This window comes from Pseudomonas pudica (genome assembly GCF_015680405.1).
Lineage (GTDB): Bacteria > Pseudomonadota > Gammaproteobacteria > Pseudomonadales > Pseudomonadaceae > Aquipseudomonas > Aquipseudomonas pudica.
On record NZ_JADLJS010000010.1, the window covers coordinates 91,023 to 105,348 of the forward strand.

At 63.0% G+C, this 14,326-nt stretch carries 13 protein-coding genes; 9 read left to right on the forward strand and 4 right to left on the reverse strand.

The genetic code is table 11. The features are described from left to right. Positions 1–51 precede the first annotated feature (51 nt). The 4 genes from IRZ77_RS10350 to groL all read left to right on the forward strand — a co-directional run bounded on the left by IRZ77_RS10350 (position 52) and on the right by groL (position 3,618). Positions 52–783, forward strand: coding sequence for a HugZ family pyridoxamine 5'-phosphate oxidase (locus IRZ77_RS10350; RefSeq protein ID WP_196173467.1), 732 nt, complete (start codon positions 52–54; stop codon positions 781–783). Positions 784–850: 67 nt separating this feature from the next. After that, positions 851–1,312 carry an FxsA family protein gene (locus IRZ77_RS10355; protein WP_196173469.1) on the forward strand — a complete coding sequence of 154 codons (462 nt, stop codon included), beginning with the start codon at positions 851–853 and terminating at the stop codon, positions 1,310–1,312. A 322-nt stretch (positions 1,313–1,634) separates the two neighbouring features. Beyond that, positions 1,635–1,928 (forward strand): co-chaperone GroES, encoded by a 294-nt coding sequence (locus IRZ77_RS10360; RefSeq protein WP_003260750.1) that lies wholly within the window; start codon positions 1,635–1,637, stop codon positions 1,926–1,928. A gap of 49 nt (positions 1,929–1,977) precedes the next feature. Then, a complete protein-coding gene (groL, locus tag IRZ77_RS10365; RefSeq protein ID WP_013974091.1) occupies positions 1,978–3,618 on the forward strand; it encodes a chaperonin GroEL in 1,641 nt (546 codons plus the stop codon). A gap of 437 nt (positions 3,619–4,055) precedes the next feature. Here groL and IRZ77_RS10370 read toward each other — a convergent pair whose 3' ends face one another. Beyond that, a complete protein-coding gene (locus IRZ77_RS10370; protein ID WP_046616956.1) occupies positions 4,056–4,784 on the reverse strand; it encodes a phosphatase PAP2 family protein in 729 nt (242 codons plus the stop codon). 183 nt (positions 4,785–4,967) lie between these two features. Here IRZ77_RS10370 and colR point away from each other — a divergent pair, with 183 nt between their 5' ends. The 5 genes from colR (at position 4,968) to IRZ77_RS10395 (ending at position 8,680) form a co-directional block, all read left to right on the forward strand. Next, positions 4,968–5,651 carry a two-component system response regulator ColR gene (gene colR / locus IRZ77_RS10375; RefSeq protein ID WP_003255215.1) on the forward strand — a complete coding sequence of 228 codons (684 nt, stop codon included), beginning with the start codon at positions 4,968–4,970 and terminating at the stop codon, positions 5,649–5,651. Then, positions 5,641–6,951, forward strand: coding sequence for a sensor histidine kinase (locus IRZ77_RS10380; RefSeq protein WP_046616955.1), 1,311 nt, complete (start codon positions 5,641–5,643; stop codon positions 6,949–6,951). Before colR ends, IRZ77_RS10380 begins: the two co-directional genes overlap by 11 nt. 107 nt (positions 6,952–7,058) lie before the next feature. After that, positions 7,059–7,742, forward strand: a complete 684-nt coding sequence (locus IRZ77_RS10385; RefSeq protein ID WP_046616953.1) for a class I SAM-dependent methyltransferase — start codon at positions 7,059–7,061, stop codon at positions 7,740–7,742. Positions 7,743–7,748: 6 nt separating this feature from the next. Next, positions 7,749–8,447 (forward strand): lipopolysaccharide kinase InaA family protein, encoded by a 699-nt coding sequence (locus IRZ77_RS10390; RefSeq protein ID WP_046616952.1) that lies wholly within the window; start codon positions 7,749–7,751, stop codon positions 8,445–8,447. Continuing rightward, positions 8,447–8,680: a hypothetical protein gene (locus tag IRZ77_RS10395; RefSeq protein WP_046616951.1), complete on the forward strand. Its 234-nt coding sequence runs from the start codon at positions 8,447–8,449 to the stop codon at positions 8,678–8,680. Before IRZ77_RS10390 ends, IRZ77_RS10395 begins: the two co-directional genes overlap by 1 nt. Before the next feature lie 106 nt (positions 8,681–8,786). Here IRZ77_RS10395 and IRZ77_RS10400 read toward each other — a convergent pair whose 3' ends face one another. From IRZ77_RS10400 to IRZ77_RS10410, 3 genes are all read right to left on the reverse strand, one after another. Beyond that, complete coding sequence (locus tag IRZ77_RS10400; protein ID WP_108480662.1) at positions 8,787–11,831, reverse strand: multidrug efflux RND transporter permease subunit; 3,045 nt, start codon at positions 11,829–11,831, stop codon at positions 8,787–8,789. 12 nt (positions 11,832–11,843) lie between these two features. After that, positions 11,844–12,992 carry an efflux RND transporter periplasmic adaptor subunit gene (locus IRZ77_RS10405; RefSeq protein WP_108480663.1) on the reverse strand — a complete coding sequence of 383 codons (1,149 nt, stop codon included), beginning with the start codon at positions 12,990–12,992 and terminating at the stop codon, positions 11,844–11,846. A 234-nt stretch (positions 12,993–13,226) separates the two neighbouring features. After that, positions 13,227–14,324, reverse strand: a complete 1,098-nt coding sequence (locus IRZ77_RS10410; RefSeq protein ID WP_046616948.1) for a DUF1513 domain-containing protein — start codon at positions 14,322–14,324, stop codon at positions 13,227–13,229. Positions 14,325–14,326: the final 2 nt, after the last annotated feature.

Consider the following 14,326-nt stretch of genomic DNA (forward strand, 5'->3'; position numbering starts at 1 on the left):
TGATAATGCTTATCTTGTCCCATCCAGTCCGATATCAGGAGCCGCCCCCAAGTGAGTACCAATGCCATCCGCCCCGCCCGGGAGCTGCTACTCAAGGAATACCGCGGCGTACTCTCGACCCATTCCAAGTCGATGCCCGGCTACCCCTTCGGCTCTGTTGTACCGTATTGCCTGGACGCCCAGGGCAACCCGCTGATCCTCATCAGCCGCATCGCCCAGCACACCCACAACCTGCTGAAGGACCCCAAGTGCTCGCTGCTGGTGGGCGAACGCGAAGCCGAGGACGTACAGGCCGTGGGGCGGCTGACGGTGATGGCCGAGGCCCACAAGCTGGTGGATGAGGCCGTCATCGAGGCTGCCGCCGAGCGCTACTACCGCTATTTCCCGGACGCGGCCAATTACCACAAGGCCCACGACTTCGACTTCTGGGTGTTGCAGCCGGTACGTCACCGCTACATTGGCGGCTTCGGCGCCATCCACTGGCTCGACCAGGTGACGTTGGCCAACCCGCTCGCCGGCAAGGCCGAGACGAGCATGGTCGAGCACATGAACAACGACCACGCCGACGCGATAGCCCATTATGTGGAGCTGAGCGATTTGCCACGCCATGCACCCGCGCAGATGGTCGGTGTAGACAGCGAAGGCATGCACCTGCGTATCGGCCAGGCGGTGTACTGGTTGCCTTTCCCAAGTAACTGCAACACGCCGACACAAGTCCGCGAAGCCCTGGTTTTGCTGGCTCGCGCCGACAAGTGGCCGGTTGCCACGGAAGTCGAGGGTTGAAAAGCCGAGCTCACGCATCCATTTGTGGGTCTTACAGGAAGGTTGTCTTCCAACGAGGATTGCTTTGATGCGTGCTTTTCTACTGCTGTTTCTCCTGTTTCCCGTGCTGGAGCTGTTCGTCTTCGTGAAGGTCAGTGCCGCCATCGGTTTCTTCCCGGCGCTGCTGCTGATCATCGCCGGCTCCGCCCTGGGTGTGCTGGTGATGCGCGTGGCCGGGCTGGCTACCGCACTGCGCGCCCGTGAAAGCCTGCAGCGTGGCGAACTGCCCGCCGAGGACATGTTCCAGGGCATGATGCTGGCCGTTGGTGGGGGCCTGCTGTTGCTGCCAGGTTTCATCAGCGACGTTCTGGGCCTGCTGTGCCTGCTGCCATTCACCCGTCACCTGGCCGCGCGCAAGATGCGCGAGCGTGCCGAGGCTCAGGCCATGCGCCAGCGTGCCTTCCAGGAGGACCCGTTCCAGGCGCGGCCGCAGGATGGCGGGCATCGGCCGAATGTGATCGAAGGCGAGTACGAGCGCCGCGACAAGTAATAGCCGGGGGCCGCTTCGCGCCCCTATCGCGACACAAGGCCGCTCCTACAGAGTATGCGAACCCCTGTAGGAGCGGCCTTGTGTCGCGATAGGGCTGCGAAGCGGCCCCAAGCTTTTCAGGCTAATGAAAAATTTTCTGAAGCAAGCCTTGTAATTGAATATGACGGCCTCATGTAGTGGTCACCGCAAGGTTTCTGGTGGCGACACCAGACATTACACAGGTGCTTCGCCCATTGCGGATCACCCCCGGCAACGCCGGACTGCATCAAACCGCCGGTGTCGACACCGGCCGATGAAAACCACTATTTGGGAGAGATCGACAATGAAGCTTCGTCCTCTGCATGACCGCGTCGTCATCCGTCGCAGCGAAGAAGAATCGAAAACCGCTGGCGGTATCGTCCTGCCGGGTTCGGCCGCTGAAAAACCAAACCGCGGCGAAGTCGTCGCCGTCGGCACCGGTCGCATCCTGGACAACGGCGAAGTTCGCGCGCTGGCCGTGAAAGTGGGTGACAAAGTGGTTTTCGGCCCTTACTCGGGCAGCAACACCGTGAAAGTCGATGGCGAAGACCTGCTGGTCATGGCCGAGAACGAAATCCTGGCCGTTATCGAAGGCTGATTTCCACGACTTCCCGTTACTCCAAAGAAATTCCAAGGATTAAACGATCATGGCTGCTAAAGACGTAAAATTCGGCGATTCCGCTCGTAAGAAAATGCTGGTAGGTGTCAACGTTCTGGCTGACGCGGTAAAAGCGACCCTGGGCCCGAAAGGCCGTAACGTGGTGCTGGCCAAGAGCTTCGGCGCGCCGACCATCACCAAGGACGGCGTTTCCGTTGCCAAGGAAATCGAGCTGAAAGACGCCTTCGAGAACATGGGCGCCCAGCTGGTCAAGGAAGTTGCTTCCAAGGCCAACGACGCAGCCGGTGACGGCACCACCACCGCTACCGTCCTGGCTCAGGCCATCGTCAACGAAGGCCTGAAAGCCGTTGCTGCCGGCATGAACCCTATGGACCTGAAGCGCGGCATCGACAAGGCCACCGCTGCCGTCGTCGCCGAGCTGAAGAACCTGTCCAAGCCATGCGCCGACTCCAAGGCCATCGCCCAGGTAGGTACCATCTCTGCCAACTCCGACAACTCCATCGGTGAAATCATCGCCGAAGCCATGGAAAAAGTCGGTAAAGAAGGCGTGATCACCGTTGAAGAAGGCTCGGGCCTGGAGAACGAACTGTCTGTCGTGGAAGGCATGCAGTTCGACCGTGGTTACCTGTCGCCGTACTTCGTAAACAAGCCGGACACCATGGTTGCCGAGCTGGAAGGCCCGCTGCTGCTGCTGGTCGACAAGAAGATCTCCAACATCCGTGAGCTGCTGCCAGTTCTGGAAGCCGTTGCCAAGGCCGGCCGCCCACTGCTGATCGTTGCCGAAGACGTTGAAGGCGAAGCCCTGGCTACCCTGGTAGTCAACAACATGCGCGGCATCGTCAAGGTTGCTGCGGTCAAGGCTCCGGGCTTCGGCGACCGCCGCAAGGCCATGCTGCAGGACATCGCGGTCCTGACTGGCGGCCAGGTCATCTCCGAAGAAATCGGCCTGTCCCTGGAAACCGCTACCCTGGAGCACCTGGGCAACGCCAAGCGCGTCATCCTGTCCAAGGAAAACACCACCATCATCGACGGCGCTGGCGCCGACACCGAGATCGAAGCACGCGTCAAGCAGATCCGTGCCCAGATCGAAGAGACTTCCTCGGACTACGACCGTGAGAAGCTGCAAGAGCGTCTGGCCAAGCTGGCCGGCGGTGTTGCCGTGATCAAGGTCGGTGCCGGCACCGAAGTTGAAATGAAAGAGAAGAAAGCCCGCGTTGAAGACGCCCTGCACGCTACCCGTGCAGCCGTTGAAGAAGGCGTGGTGCCTGGCGGTGGTGTAGCTCTGGTTCGCTCCCTGGCGGCCATTGCCAACCTCAAAGGCGACAACGAAGACCAGAACGTCGGTATCGCCCTGCTGCGTCGCGCCGTTGAAGCGCCGCTGCGCCAGATCACTGCCAACGCCGGCGATGAGCCAAGCGTTGTCGCTGACAAGGTCAAGCAAGGTTCGGGTAACTTCGGTTACAACGCTGCTACCGGCGAATACGGCGACATGATCGAGATGGGCATCCTGGACCCAGCCAAGGTCACCCGTTCGGCGCTGCAAGCTGCTGCTTCGATCGGCGGTCTGATGATCACCACCGAAGCCATGGTTGCCGACCTGCCGGAAGACAAGCCAGCTGCTGGCATGCCTGACATGGGCGGCATGGGTGGCATGGGCGGCATGATGTAAGCCAGCCTTACCCCCTGCACCATGAAAGCCCCGGTTCGCGAGAACCGGGGCTTTTTTGTTTTTCCTGTTGGGGCCATTGGGGCTGCTGCGCAGCCCATCGCCGGCTAGCCAGCTCCCACAGGATTGTGCCAACACTGGGACTTGCGCTGTACCTGTGGGAGCTGGCTTGCCGGCGAAAGGGCCGCAAAGCGGCCCCTGGTTCAGGCGATGCTGCAGGCATGCTGGCATGCCGTAAGCCAGCCTTACCCCCTGCACCACCAGAAAGCCCCCGTTCGCGAGAGTCGGGGCTTTTTCGTTTGCCTTGTGAGGGCCATTGGGGTTGCTGCGCAGCCCATCGCCGGCAAGCCAGCTCCCACAGGATTGCGCCAACACTGGGACTTGCGCTGTACCTGTGGGAGCTGGCTTGCCGGCGAAAGGGCCGCAAAGCGGCCCCTGGGTCAGGCGACGCTACGCTCGGCAGCAGGCACCTCAGCCATTCCCCGCCGATACAGGATCAGGTAATACGACCCCAACCCGATCAACCAGCAGAACACCGCCGTCCACACGTTGTGCGAAAGGAAGTGCGCCCCCTGCATCATCCTGCCCAGCGACAACACCGACCCGGCGACGAAGGCAACCGTCAACGCCACCCGCGCCAGGCGCGGCTTGCGATCACGCAACATGAAGAACAGGCCGAACAGGCAGAACCCGGTCGCGGCATGCCCGCCCGGCCAGCACAGCCCGGGCTTGTCGGTCGCCGGCCGCGGCTCCAGCAGCTTGCTGTAGGTTTCCTTCCCGCCAAACTGGGTCAGGCTCCATGGGCATTGCACCTGGGTCACTTTCTTCAGCGGCGTGACAAATGCCGTGGACAGGCCCAGCGCCAGCACCAGGCAGCCCAGCTCACGGCGCCAGCCGAACAGGCGCTTCCAGAAGAAGCTGGCAGCAAAAGTCACCAGCGACATCACCCCCAGCAGGATCACCCCCTGCTTGACCCGGTCATGCAGGATGTTCTCCAGCAAATAGCTGTGGCGGCCGATGAATTGCCCGGCAGCAGGGTCGAAGAACAGGTTGGCAATGTCCATGTCGACCGAGGTCAGTTCCAGCAGAATCAGGCCCAGCGCGGTCGCCAGGGGTAGCCCCAGGTACAGCCAGAAATTGATCGGGCGAGGGCGGGTTGGTTGCTGCATGACGGCTCCAGGGCGCGAAAAAGATCGGGCATTGTCGGCCGCCCGCTATCCTGTGTCCGTGAAGGATCAGTGAAAAAACCGTCAAGTGCGCTGAATTTTCCCTGGGGCTGGCACCCTGCAGGCATAGGCCTTAAGCTGCGCCTGCCGCGCACCACAGCGAGAAGCGCCGCACAGGAGAAACCGATGCGCATTCTTTTGGTTGAAGACAACCGCGATATCCTGGCCAACCTGGCCGACTACCTGGGCATGAAGGGCTACACCGTCGACTGTGCCCAGGATGGCCTGTCCGGCCTGCACCTGGCTGCCACCGAGCACTACGACCTGATCGTGCTCGACATCATGTTGCCGGGCATCGACGGCTACACCCTGTGCAAGCGCCTGCGCGAAGACGCCCGCCGCGATACGCCGGTGATCATGCTCACCGCCCGCGACCAACTGGACGACCGCCTGCAGGGCTTCCGCTCCGGTGCCGACGATTACCTGCTCAAGCCCTTCGCCCTGTCGGAGCTGGCCGCCCGCATCGAAGCGGTGCTGCGCCGGGCCCAGGGCGGCGGGCGCCGCACCTTGCAGGTGGCCGACCTCAGCTATGACCTCGACACCCTCGAAGTCACCCGCCAGGGCCGCCTGCTCAAGCTCAACCCGGTCGGCCTCAAGCTGCTGGCGGTGCTGATGCAGAAGAGCCCGCACGTATTGCGTCGCGAAGTGCTGGAAGAAGCCCTGTGGGGCGATGACTGCCCTGACAGCGACAGCCTGCGCAGCCACGTGCACCAGCTGCGCCAGGTGATCGACAAACCGTTCGAAAAACCGCTGCTGCATACCGTCCATGGCGTCGGCTATCGCCTCGCCGAGGGCCGTGATGGAGTTTAAGCAAAGCCTTGCCCAGCGCATCATCATTGCCTTTGCCCTGATGAGCGCGCTGGTGGCCGGGGCCTTCGCCTTCGGCATCGTCGGCACCGTGCACCTGGTCGAAGAGCGGCTGATTTCCTCGGTGCTGGGTGGTGACCTGCAACGCCTGCTGCGCATGGACAGCGTCAGCGACTGGAGCCACCGGCCGCGCCCCGACCAGCTTTTCTACTTCAGCGGCGGGCGTGACGACTTCGAACTGCCCAAGGACCTGCGCCACCTTGACCGCGGCTTCCACGAGGTATTCCGCGATCAGCTGTCGTACCACGCCATGGTCGAGATCGTTGATGGCCGCCGTTATGTGCTGCTGCAGGACCAGAGCGACTTCGAGGAACGCGAGCGCGTGCTGTTCGCGGTGGTGGTGGTGGGCTTCCTGCTCAGCCTGGTGCTGGCAGTCATTCTCGGCTGGCTGGTGGCGCGCCGGGTGATGGCGCCGGTAATTCGCCTGGCACGCCAGGTACGCCACCGTGACCAGTTGCTGGGCCTGGCCCCGCCGCTGGCGCCGGACTATGCCGCGGACGAAGTCGGCCAGTTGGCGGTAGCCTTCGACGACACCCTGGGCCGCCTGCGCGATGCGCTGACCCGTGAACGGTTGTTCACCAGCGACGTCAGCCACGAACTGCGCACCCCCTTGATGGTGCTGGCTACCTCGTGCGAACTGTTGATGGAGAACCCGGCCCTGGATGCCCGTTCGCGCAGCCAGGTGGAGCGTGTGGCGCGGGCCACCGAAGAGATGCGCGAGCTAGTCAAGACCTTCCTGATGCTGGCCCGGGCACAGCGCGACGAGGGCGCAGTGGCTTCGCGCGCCACCCTGCGGGAGGTGGCCGACGAACTGGTCGGGGTGTGGCGCGACACCATCGAGCAGAAGGGCCTGGCCTTGTATTACGATGGCCGCGTCAGTGCCAGCCCTGTGCTGTACAACGCTACTTTCCTGCAATCGGTAATGGGCAACCTGCTGCGCAACGCCGCGCACTACACCGACAGCGGCTATATCCGCCTGAGCCTGGAAGCCAACGGTTTCAGCGTGGAGGACAGTGGCGTGGGTATCCCGGAGGAGCAGCGCGAAGCGATGTTCCGGCCGTTCGTACGCGGCGACGAGCGGCGCGGCGAGGGGCTGGGCCTTGGCCTGTCGCTGGTGCAGCGGATCTGCGACGACCAAGGCTGGCATGTCACCCTGACCTCCACCTTGCCGCACGGCTGCCGTTTCGTGGTAGACCTGAGCAATACTGCGGCAAAAGGCGATCCGGACACGTTGGCCGAGTAATCTGTTGTAACAGGTCACTCGGCGCTCAACATATTTTTCACATCAGCATGACCTGATTCCTACGCTTGCTTACCTAATGTGGGCGGAATGGAGTCAGGAGATGCCCAATGCGTAGCCCCATCAAGCTTGAATTTTCCGAGAAGTACGACAAAGAACATGCGCGCGAGTACTTTCTCAAGCACCAGGATGGCCTGGCGCGACGCCTTTCCCACAAGCGTGATGAGCAGTTGGCGCGTCGCGCCTTGGCATTGGCTGGTGAGCCTGGCCTGGTCCTCGACCTGCCATGCGGCGCCGGCCGCTTCTGGCCGTTGCTGGCAGAAAAGCCCAACCGGGTGATCATCGGCGCCGACAACTCCGAAGCGATGATCGAGACAGCCTGTACCGCGCAAGCGCCAGAGGTGGTGGCACGGGTACGGCCTTTGCAGACTTCGGCATTTGCCATCGACTTGCCGGACAACTCGGTGGACAGCATTTTCTGCATGCGCTTGTTCCACCACATTGGCGAAGCGGCGCACAGAAAGACCATTCTTTCGGAATTTCAACGGGTTAGCCGTGATAGTGTGATCCTGTCCTTGTGGGTGGATGGTAACTTCAAGGCCTGGCGCCGGAAAAAGCTGGAACAACGTCGCAACGCCCGAAAGGGCGACCAGGACAATTACCAGAACCGTTTTGTGTTACCGGCCGACACGGTCGAAGAAGAATTCCGAGCCGCCGGCTTCAGAATCCAGGAACGCCTCGACTTCCTGCCGTTCTATGCCATGTGGCGGGTCTATGTATTGCGTAAGGGGTAGTGTTTGATGGCTGTAGCCCAGAAAGGGGAGTCGCGGTTCGATTTTTACTGGCGCCAGCAGGGCGAGTGGGTCGAGGAGCCTAACCAGCGCCGTGGTGGCGAGAGCGGTGTTCAACGCCTCGACGATGGCAATGGCAAGCTGCTGTATGCAAAGCGCCAGGTCGGGCATATCTACCGTAGCCTGCTGCACCCTTTCGGCCGGCCGACCGTATTGCGTGAGCTGGATGCGTTGAACAGCTTCGAGCAACTGGGTGTGCGTGTACCGCGCATCGTCTTCTGTGGCGCCGAGCGGGGTGCCGACCAGCAGTGGCGTGCGCTGCTGGTGAGCGAAGCACTCGACGGCTTCGTCGAACTCGACACCTGGCATGCCGAAGGTGCCCGCGAGCGTTATCCGCAGGTGGTGCATGAGCGTATGCTCAAGGACCTGGCAGACAACCTGGCGCGCATGCATCTGGGGCACTGGCAGCACGGCTGCCTGTATGGCAAGCACGTGTTCGTCAAGGTGATTGGCGAGGGCGAGCAGGCCCGGGTCGAAGTCGCCCTGCTGGACCTGGAAAAATGCCGGCGGCGCATCAGCTGCCAGCGCGCGGCGGGCAATGACCTGCGCCAGTTGCGCCGCCATTCGTCGCTCAATGACGCGGAATGGCAAACACTGCTCTACTTTTACCAGATGGCGTTTGGCAGCGCTGTCAAAGGGTTAGGGTAATGAAACTAGAAATAGCTCGAGCTTTGTTCCTGGTAGCTGGCCTGGCGGTGACCACCGTGGCGGTGGCTGCCTGGGAAGAGCCGAGGCCGACTGTGTTCAGCAAGGCCGAGCTGGCCGACCAATGCGCGTTGCCGCGGGAAGTGAAACCGCAGCAACAAGCCGAGGCCGCGCCGGATCAGGACCTGTTGCTGTTCCTGTTCGGCCTGCGCCAGGGGTTGCGGCCGTTCGGTTGAACCCGGTGTAGATGGAAATGCCAGAGGCCTCGCGATTGCGGGGCCTCTGGCATTTTTGCATCTGCCTTACCGGCCTTTTCGCGGGCTTGCCCGCGAAGAGGCCGGATCAGGCTACAGCGGGTTCCCTGGCTTTCGCCTTGTGCGCCAGCAGGGTGTAGATACAAGGCAACACGAACAGGGTGAACAGCGTGCCGATCGACATCCCGGTGGCAATCACCGTCCCGATGTCGAAGCGGCTGACCGCCCCCGCGCCGGTCGCCAGGATCAGCGGCACCATGCCGAACACCATTGCCGCCGTGGTCATCAGCACCGGACGCAGGCGAATCGCAGCGGCTTCCTCGATTGCTTCGCGCACGCTCAGGCCGCGTTCCTCACGCAACTGGTTGGCGAATTCGACAATGAGGATGCCGTGCTTGCTGATCAGCCCGATCAGCGTCACCAGCCCGACCTGGGTGTAGATGTTCATGCTCGATACGCCCAGGAACAGCGGCAGCAGCGCGCCACAGATGGACAACGGCACCGTCACCAGAATCACCAGCGGGTCACGGAAGCTCTCGAACTGCGCCGCCAGCACCAGGAAGATGATCGCCAATGCCAGGCCGAAGGTCACCCACAGCGCGCTGCCTTCCTGCACGTACTGGCGGGCCACGCCGGCATAGTCGAAGGCAAAGCCTTCCGGAGCCTCTTCGCGGGCGATACCCTGCACGGTCTGCAGCGCCTCGCCCAGGCTGACCATGGGCACGCCCTGGATGATCGCCGAGTTCAGCTGCTGGAACTGGTTGAGCTGGCGCGGGCGGGCGCGGTCGGTGATGGTGATCAGGGTAGATAGCGGCAGCAGCTGGCCCTGGTCGTTCTTCACGTAGTAGTTGTTCAGCCAGCCGGGGTTGTCGCGGTACGGCCGCTCGACCTGGGCAATCACCTTGTAGCTGCGGCCTTCGAGGGTGAAACGGTTGATTTCCGCTTCGCCCAGCAAGGTCGCCAGGGTGCTGCCCAAGGTGTCCATCGACACCCCCATCTGCGCCGCCTTGGCCCGGTCGATATCCACCACCACCTCGGGCTTGTCGAAGGCCAGGTCGATGTCGAGGAAGGCGAACTTGCCAGATTCCTGGGCGCGGGCCTTGATGCGCTGGGCCACATCCAGCAGAGCCGGGTAGTCGCCAGCGCTGTTGATGACGAACTGGAACGGCAGGCCCTCGCCGGTGCCGGGCAGCGACGGCAGGTTGAAGCCGAAGATCTGCAGGCCACTGATTTCCTCGAGCTTGCTCTGCACCAGTGGCAGCAGCTCCATCTGCGTGCGCTCGCGCTCGTTCCAGGGCTTGAGCAGGAAGCCGCCGATGCCGGTCTGCACGCCATTGAAACCGTTGATCTGGAACGACGAGTAGTACTCGGGGAAAGCCTTGAACAGCGGGGTGAATTCGTCGGTATAGGCGTTGAGGTAATCAAGGTTGGCCGGCTGAGGCGAGCTGCTCATCATGAAGATCACCCCCTGGTCCTCGTTAGGCGCCAGTTCGTTCTGGGTGAACTTCAGCAGTACCGGAATCAGGCACAGGATGATCACGGCAAACACAAGCACCACGGGCCGGCTGTCGAGGGTGGTGTGCAGCAGGCGCTGGTAGCGCACCTTCAGGCGTTCGAACAGCACGTCCAGGCGGTGGGCCAGGCCGCTGGGGTTCTGTTCCTGGCGCAGCAGCAGGGCGCACATCATCGGTGACAGGGTGAGGGCAACGATGCCGGATATGATCACGGCACCGGCCAGGGTCAGGGCAAACTCCTTGAACAGCGCGCCGGTCAACCCGGTAAGGAAGCCGATCGGTGCATACACTGCCGCCAGGGTGATGGTCATCGACACCACCGGCATGGCGATTTCGCGTGCGCCCTCAAGGGCGGCGTCGAACGGTGACTTGCCTTCTTCCATGTGCCGGTGGATGTTCTCCACCACGACAATCGCGTCGTCCACCACCAGGCCGATGGCCAGCACCATGGCCAGCAGGGTCAGCAGGTTGAGCGAGTAGCCCATCATCTGCATGAAGAACAGCACGCCGATCATCGACAGCGGAATGGTCACCACCGGGATCAGCACCGAACGCAGGGCACCGAGGAACAGGAACACCACCACGATGACGATCAGTACTGCCTCGCCGAGCGTCTTGATCACTTCGTCGATGGAGGCCTGGATGAACAGCGTGGCGTCGTAGGCTATGGATACCTTCAGCGCCGAGGGCAGCTGGCTTTCCAGCTCGGGCATGATGCGCCGCACTTCCTTGATGACGTCCAGCGGGTTGGCGGCCGGTGTGGCCTTGATGCCGATGTACACCGATGGGGTGCCGTCGAACGAGCTGACCGTGTCGTAGTTTTCCGCCCCCATCTCGACCCGTGCCACATCGCCCAGCAGCACGCGGCTGTCGCCGCTGGTCTTGACCGGCAGGGCGGCGAACGCCTCGGCCGACTTCAGCTCGGTGCTGGCGTTGATGCTGGTGACCACGTATTCGCCCTTCACCTCGCCGGCCGCGGAAAGGAAGTTGTAGCGGCGCACGGCATTGGTCACGTCGTTGGCCGACAAGCCATAGCCTGCCAGTTTCACCGGGTCGATCCAGATGCGCATGGCGAACACCTGGTTGCCGAGGATTTCCGCTTCGGCCATGCCCGGCAGAGTCGCCAGCTTGGGCTGGATCACCCGCGACAGGTAGTCGGTGATTTGCGGGTTGCTCATTTCCTTGCTGTAGAAACTGATGTACATCAGCGCCGAGGCATCGGCGGCTTCCTTGCTCAGTACCGGGTCTTCCGAGTCCTGGGGCAGCTTGTTGCGCACTTCGTTGGCCTTGGCCAGCAGTTCGGTGAACAAGCGGTCGCTGTCGGCGCCAATGCGTGCGTAGATGGATATGATCGAGAAGTTCTGCCGGCTCACCGAGGTCATGTAGTCGATGCCTTCGGCACTGGCCAGGCTTTGCTGCAGTGGTTGGGTGATATAGCCCTGGATGGTCTCGGCGTTGGCGCCGGGGTAGGCGGTGGTCACCGTGATCAGGGCGTTTTCCATTTGCGGATACTGGCGGATCTGCAGCTTGTTCCAGGCCTGGAAGCCCAGCAGCAGGATCAGCAGGCTGACCACGCTGGCCAGCACCGGGCGGCGGATGAACGGGTCGGTGAACGCCATGCCAGCCTCCTGTCAGTCCTTGCCCGGCGCGCCCTGTGCGGGCTTGAGGGCTTTGTCCTGGCCGATGCGGATCGCGGCGCCGGGGGTGAGCTTCAGCTGGCCGGCGGTAACCACCTGTTCCCCGGCCTGCAGGCCCTTGCTGACCACCACCATGCCGTCACGGCGCTCCCCAGTCTGCACCGTGCGCTGCTCGGCGGTGAGTTGCGGCTGGCCCTTGTCGTCGTTTTCCGGCTTGCCGTCCTTGTCCCTTTTCGGCGTGGCGACGTATACCGAGTTGCCATACAGGGTGTAGGTGATGGCGCTTTCCGGCACTACCACTTTTGGCTGCGGGTTGGGTAGCAGGACCAGCAGGCTGGCGAACATGCCTGGCAGCAGCTTGCCGTCCGGGTTGGCCATGGTCGCGCGCACCAGCAGGTTGCGCGTGGTTTCCTCGACTTTGGGGTTGATGGCGCTGAGGCTGGCGGGGAAGGTCTGGCCCGGGTAGGCGGCCACCTGCACCAGCACCTGCTGGCCCAGGCTCAGGTGCGGCAGGGCCTGTTCCGGTACGTTGAAGTCGACGTAGAGGCTGGATGTGTCCTGCAGGGTGGCGATCACCGTGCCGGCGGCCAGATAGTCGCCGACGTCCACCTGGCGAATGCCGATGGTGCCGCTGAACGGGGCGCTGATGCTTTTCTTGGTCTTCGATGCCTTGAGCTGGTCGACCACCGCCTGGTTGCGTCTGTACTGGGCGGTGAGGCGGTCGAACTCGCCGCGAGAGATGGCCGAGTCGCCGACCAGCTGGCTGCCACGGCCGAAATCGACCTTGGCCAGGCCCAGGTCGGCCTGGGCGGTGCCGAGCAGGGCGGTTTCCTGGTCGTCATTGAGTTGCAGCAACAGTTGCCCGGCCTTGACCTGTTGGCCCGAGTCGAAATGCAGGGCCTTGACGATGCCTTCCACCTCCAGGCTCAGCTCCACGCCCTGTAGCGCCTTGAGGCTGCCGACGGCGGGCAGGCGCTCTTGCCACGGGCGCTGTTCGGCCAAGGCGGCCGCCACGGTGATGGGCGGCTTGGGGGCAGTGAACATCTGGATCTGCTGATAGATCGAAAAAGCTTTGTAGCCCCCCAGGGCCAGCACGATCAGCAGAACCACGGCCAACATGATGAGCATGCGGCGGCGCAGCATAGGTCCGGTTCCTTGGATAGGGTTGTTATTGGCTTGGACACGACATCGGGCGATCCTGCCCACGTGTGGATGGGGGGAAGTATTGACTGTTTTTGGGGGGAAGGGGAGTGGAATGCCTGTGCCGGCCCCTTCGCGGCTAAAGCCGCTCCCACAGGGACCACGCAGTCAGTGGGTTGCGCTGTTCCTGTGGGAGCGGCTTTAGCCGCGAAGAGGCCAGTACAGCCAACCTGAAAATCAGACGAGATGCAGGTGGTTGTCCCAGAAACCGGACGGCAGGTTCATCGGTTGCCCGACCAGCTCGGCCTTGCGGCAATCATAGAACCGGCAACGGCCCTGCCCGGAGGTGACGACAAAGCCGTCCCGTACCGCGCCCACCCCCGCGCAATCGGGCATTGGCGCATCCAGGCGCACCGCGCCGCTGTCCAGGTCCCAGACGAACAGGCGGTTGGCCCGTGGCGCGGTAAGCGCGACCAGCCGCAGCTCGCTGTGGATAGCCACGCTGGCGGTGTACTGGGCCATGGCCTGCAACTGCCGCTCCGGTACCGGGAAGGCCTTGAACGGCTCGCCCGGGCGCTTGATTGCCAGCAGTTCGGCGGTTTCATCGGCATCGCCCATGAACTGTTGGCAGGCGGCTATGGTGCCATCGCTGCCCACCGCCAGGTGGCGCACGCTGTTCATCTGCTGGGCCAGGGTTTCCTTGCTCAGCAGGGTACCGTCGCGCTGCATCAGCACCAGGCTCGGTTCCATGGCGTCGAGGTTCATCTCCACCCGGCTCTCGGCTTCGGTGCGGATACCGCCGTTGGCCACGATCAGCGTCTCGCCGTCCGGCAGCCAGGCCACTTCGTGCGGGCCGATGCCATGGGTCGGAATCTCGCCGCTGTGCACCAGGCGCTCGCCTTCGAAGCGGTATACACCGAGTACGCCACGCCCCGGGTCGGTGGTGTCGTTCTCGGTGGCGTACAGCCATTCGCCACTTTTATGGATGACCGCGTGGCCGTAGAAATGCCGGTTCGGCTGCGAGCTCACGGTCTGCAGCAGGCGCCCGTCGCGCAGGTCGACCAGGTAGCTTTCGGTGCCGGGACGGCGGGCGACGAACAGGGCGATCGGCAGATCCGGGTGATGGATGATGGCATGGCAACGTTGGGCGACCTGGGTGCTGAACACCTGGGTGCCGTCCAGGCGGAACCCGACCGCATAGTGCTTGCCATCGCCGTCGTCACGCGCTGACAGCAGCAGGGGCTCGCTGCCTTTGTTGCGGAACAGGCTCCAGCCGCCCAGGGTGAGGGCGCTGAGCAATACGCTACCGAGTTTGAGGGCCTGGCGTCGCAGCATGA

Bases quoted from the DNA above. Each gene is read 5' to 3' on its own strand.
- IRZ77_RS10355 (WP_196173469.1), top strand. From the start codon at position 851: ATGCGTGCTTTTCTACTGCTGTTTCTCCTGTTTCCCGTGCTGGAGCTG.
- IRZ77_RS10360 (WP_003260750.1), top strand. From the start codon at position 1,635: ATGAAGCTTCGTCCTCTGCATGACCGCGTCGTCATCCGTCGCAGCGAA.
- groL (WP_013974091.1), top strand. From the start codon at position 1,978: ATGGCTGCTAAAGACGTAAAATTCGGCGATTCCGCTCGTAAGAAAATG.
- IRZ77_RS10370 (WP_046616956.1), bottom strand. From the start codon at position 4,784: ATGCAGCAACCAACCCGCCCTCGCCCGATCAATTTCTGGCTGTACCTG.
- colR (WP_003255215.1), top strand. From the start codon at position 4,968: ATGCGCATTCTTTTGGTTGAAGACAACCGCGATATCCTGGCCAACCTG.
- IRZ77_RS10380 (WP_046616955.1), top strand. From the start codon at position 5,641: ATGGAGTTTAAGCAAAGCCTTGCCCAGCGCATCATCATTGCCTTTGCC.
- IRZ77_RS10385 (WP_046616953.1), top strand. From the start codon at position 7,059: ATGCGTAGCCCCATCAAGCTTGAATTTTCCGAGAAGTACGACAAAGAA.
- IRZ77_RS10390 (WP_046616952.1), top strand. From the start codon at position 7,749: ATGGCTGTAGCCCAGAAAGGGGAGTCGCGGTTCGATTTTTACTGGCGC.
- IRZ77_RS10395 (WP_046616951.1), top strand. From the start codon at position 8,447: ATGAAACTAGAAATAGCTCGAGCTTTGTTCCTGGTAGCTGGCCTGGCG.
- IRZ77_RS10400 (WP_108480662.1), bottom strand. From the start codon at position 11,831: ATGGCGTTCACCGACCCGTTCATCCGCCGCCCGGTGCTGGCCAGCGTG.
- IRZ77_RS10405 (WP_108480663.1), bottom strand. From the start codon at position 12,992: ATGCTGCGCCGCCGCATGCTCATCATGTTGGCCGTGGTTCTGCTGATC.
- IRZ77_RS10410 (WP_046616948.1), bottom strand. From the start codon at position 14,324: ATGCTGCGACGCCAGGCCCTCAAACTCGGTAGCGTATTGCTCAGCGCC.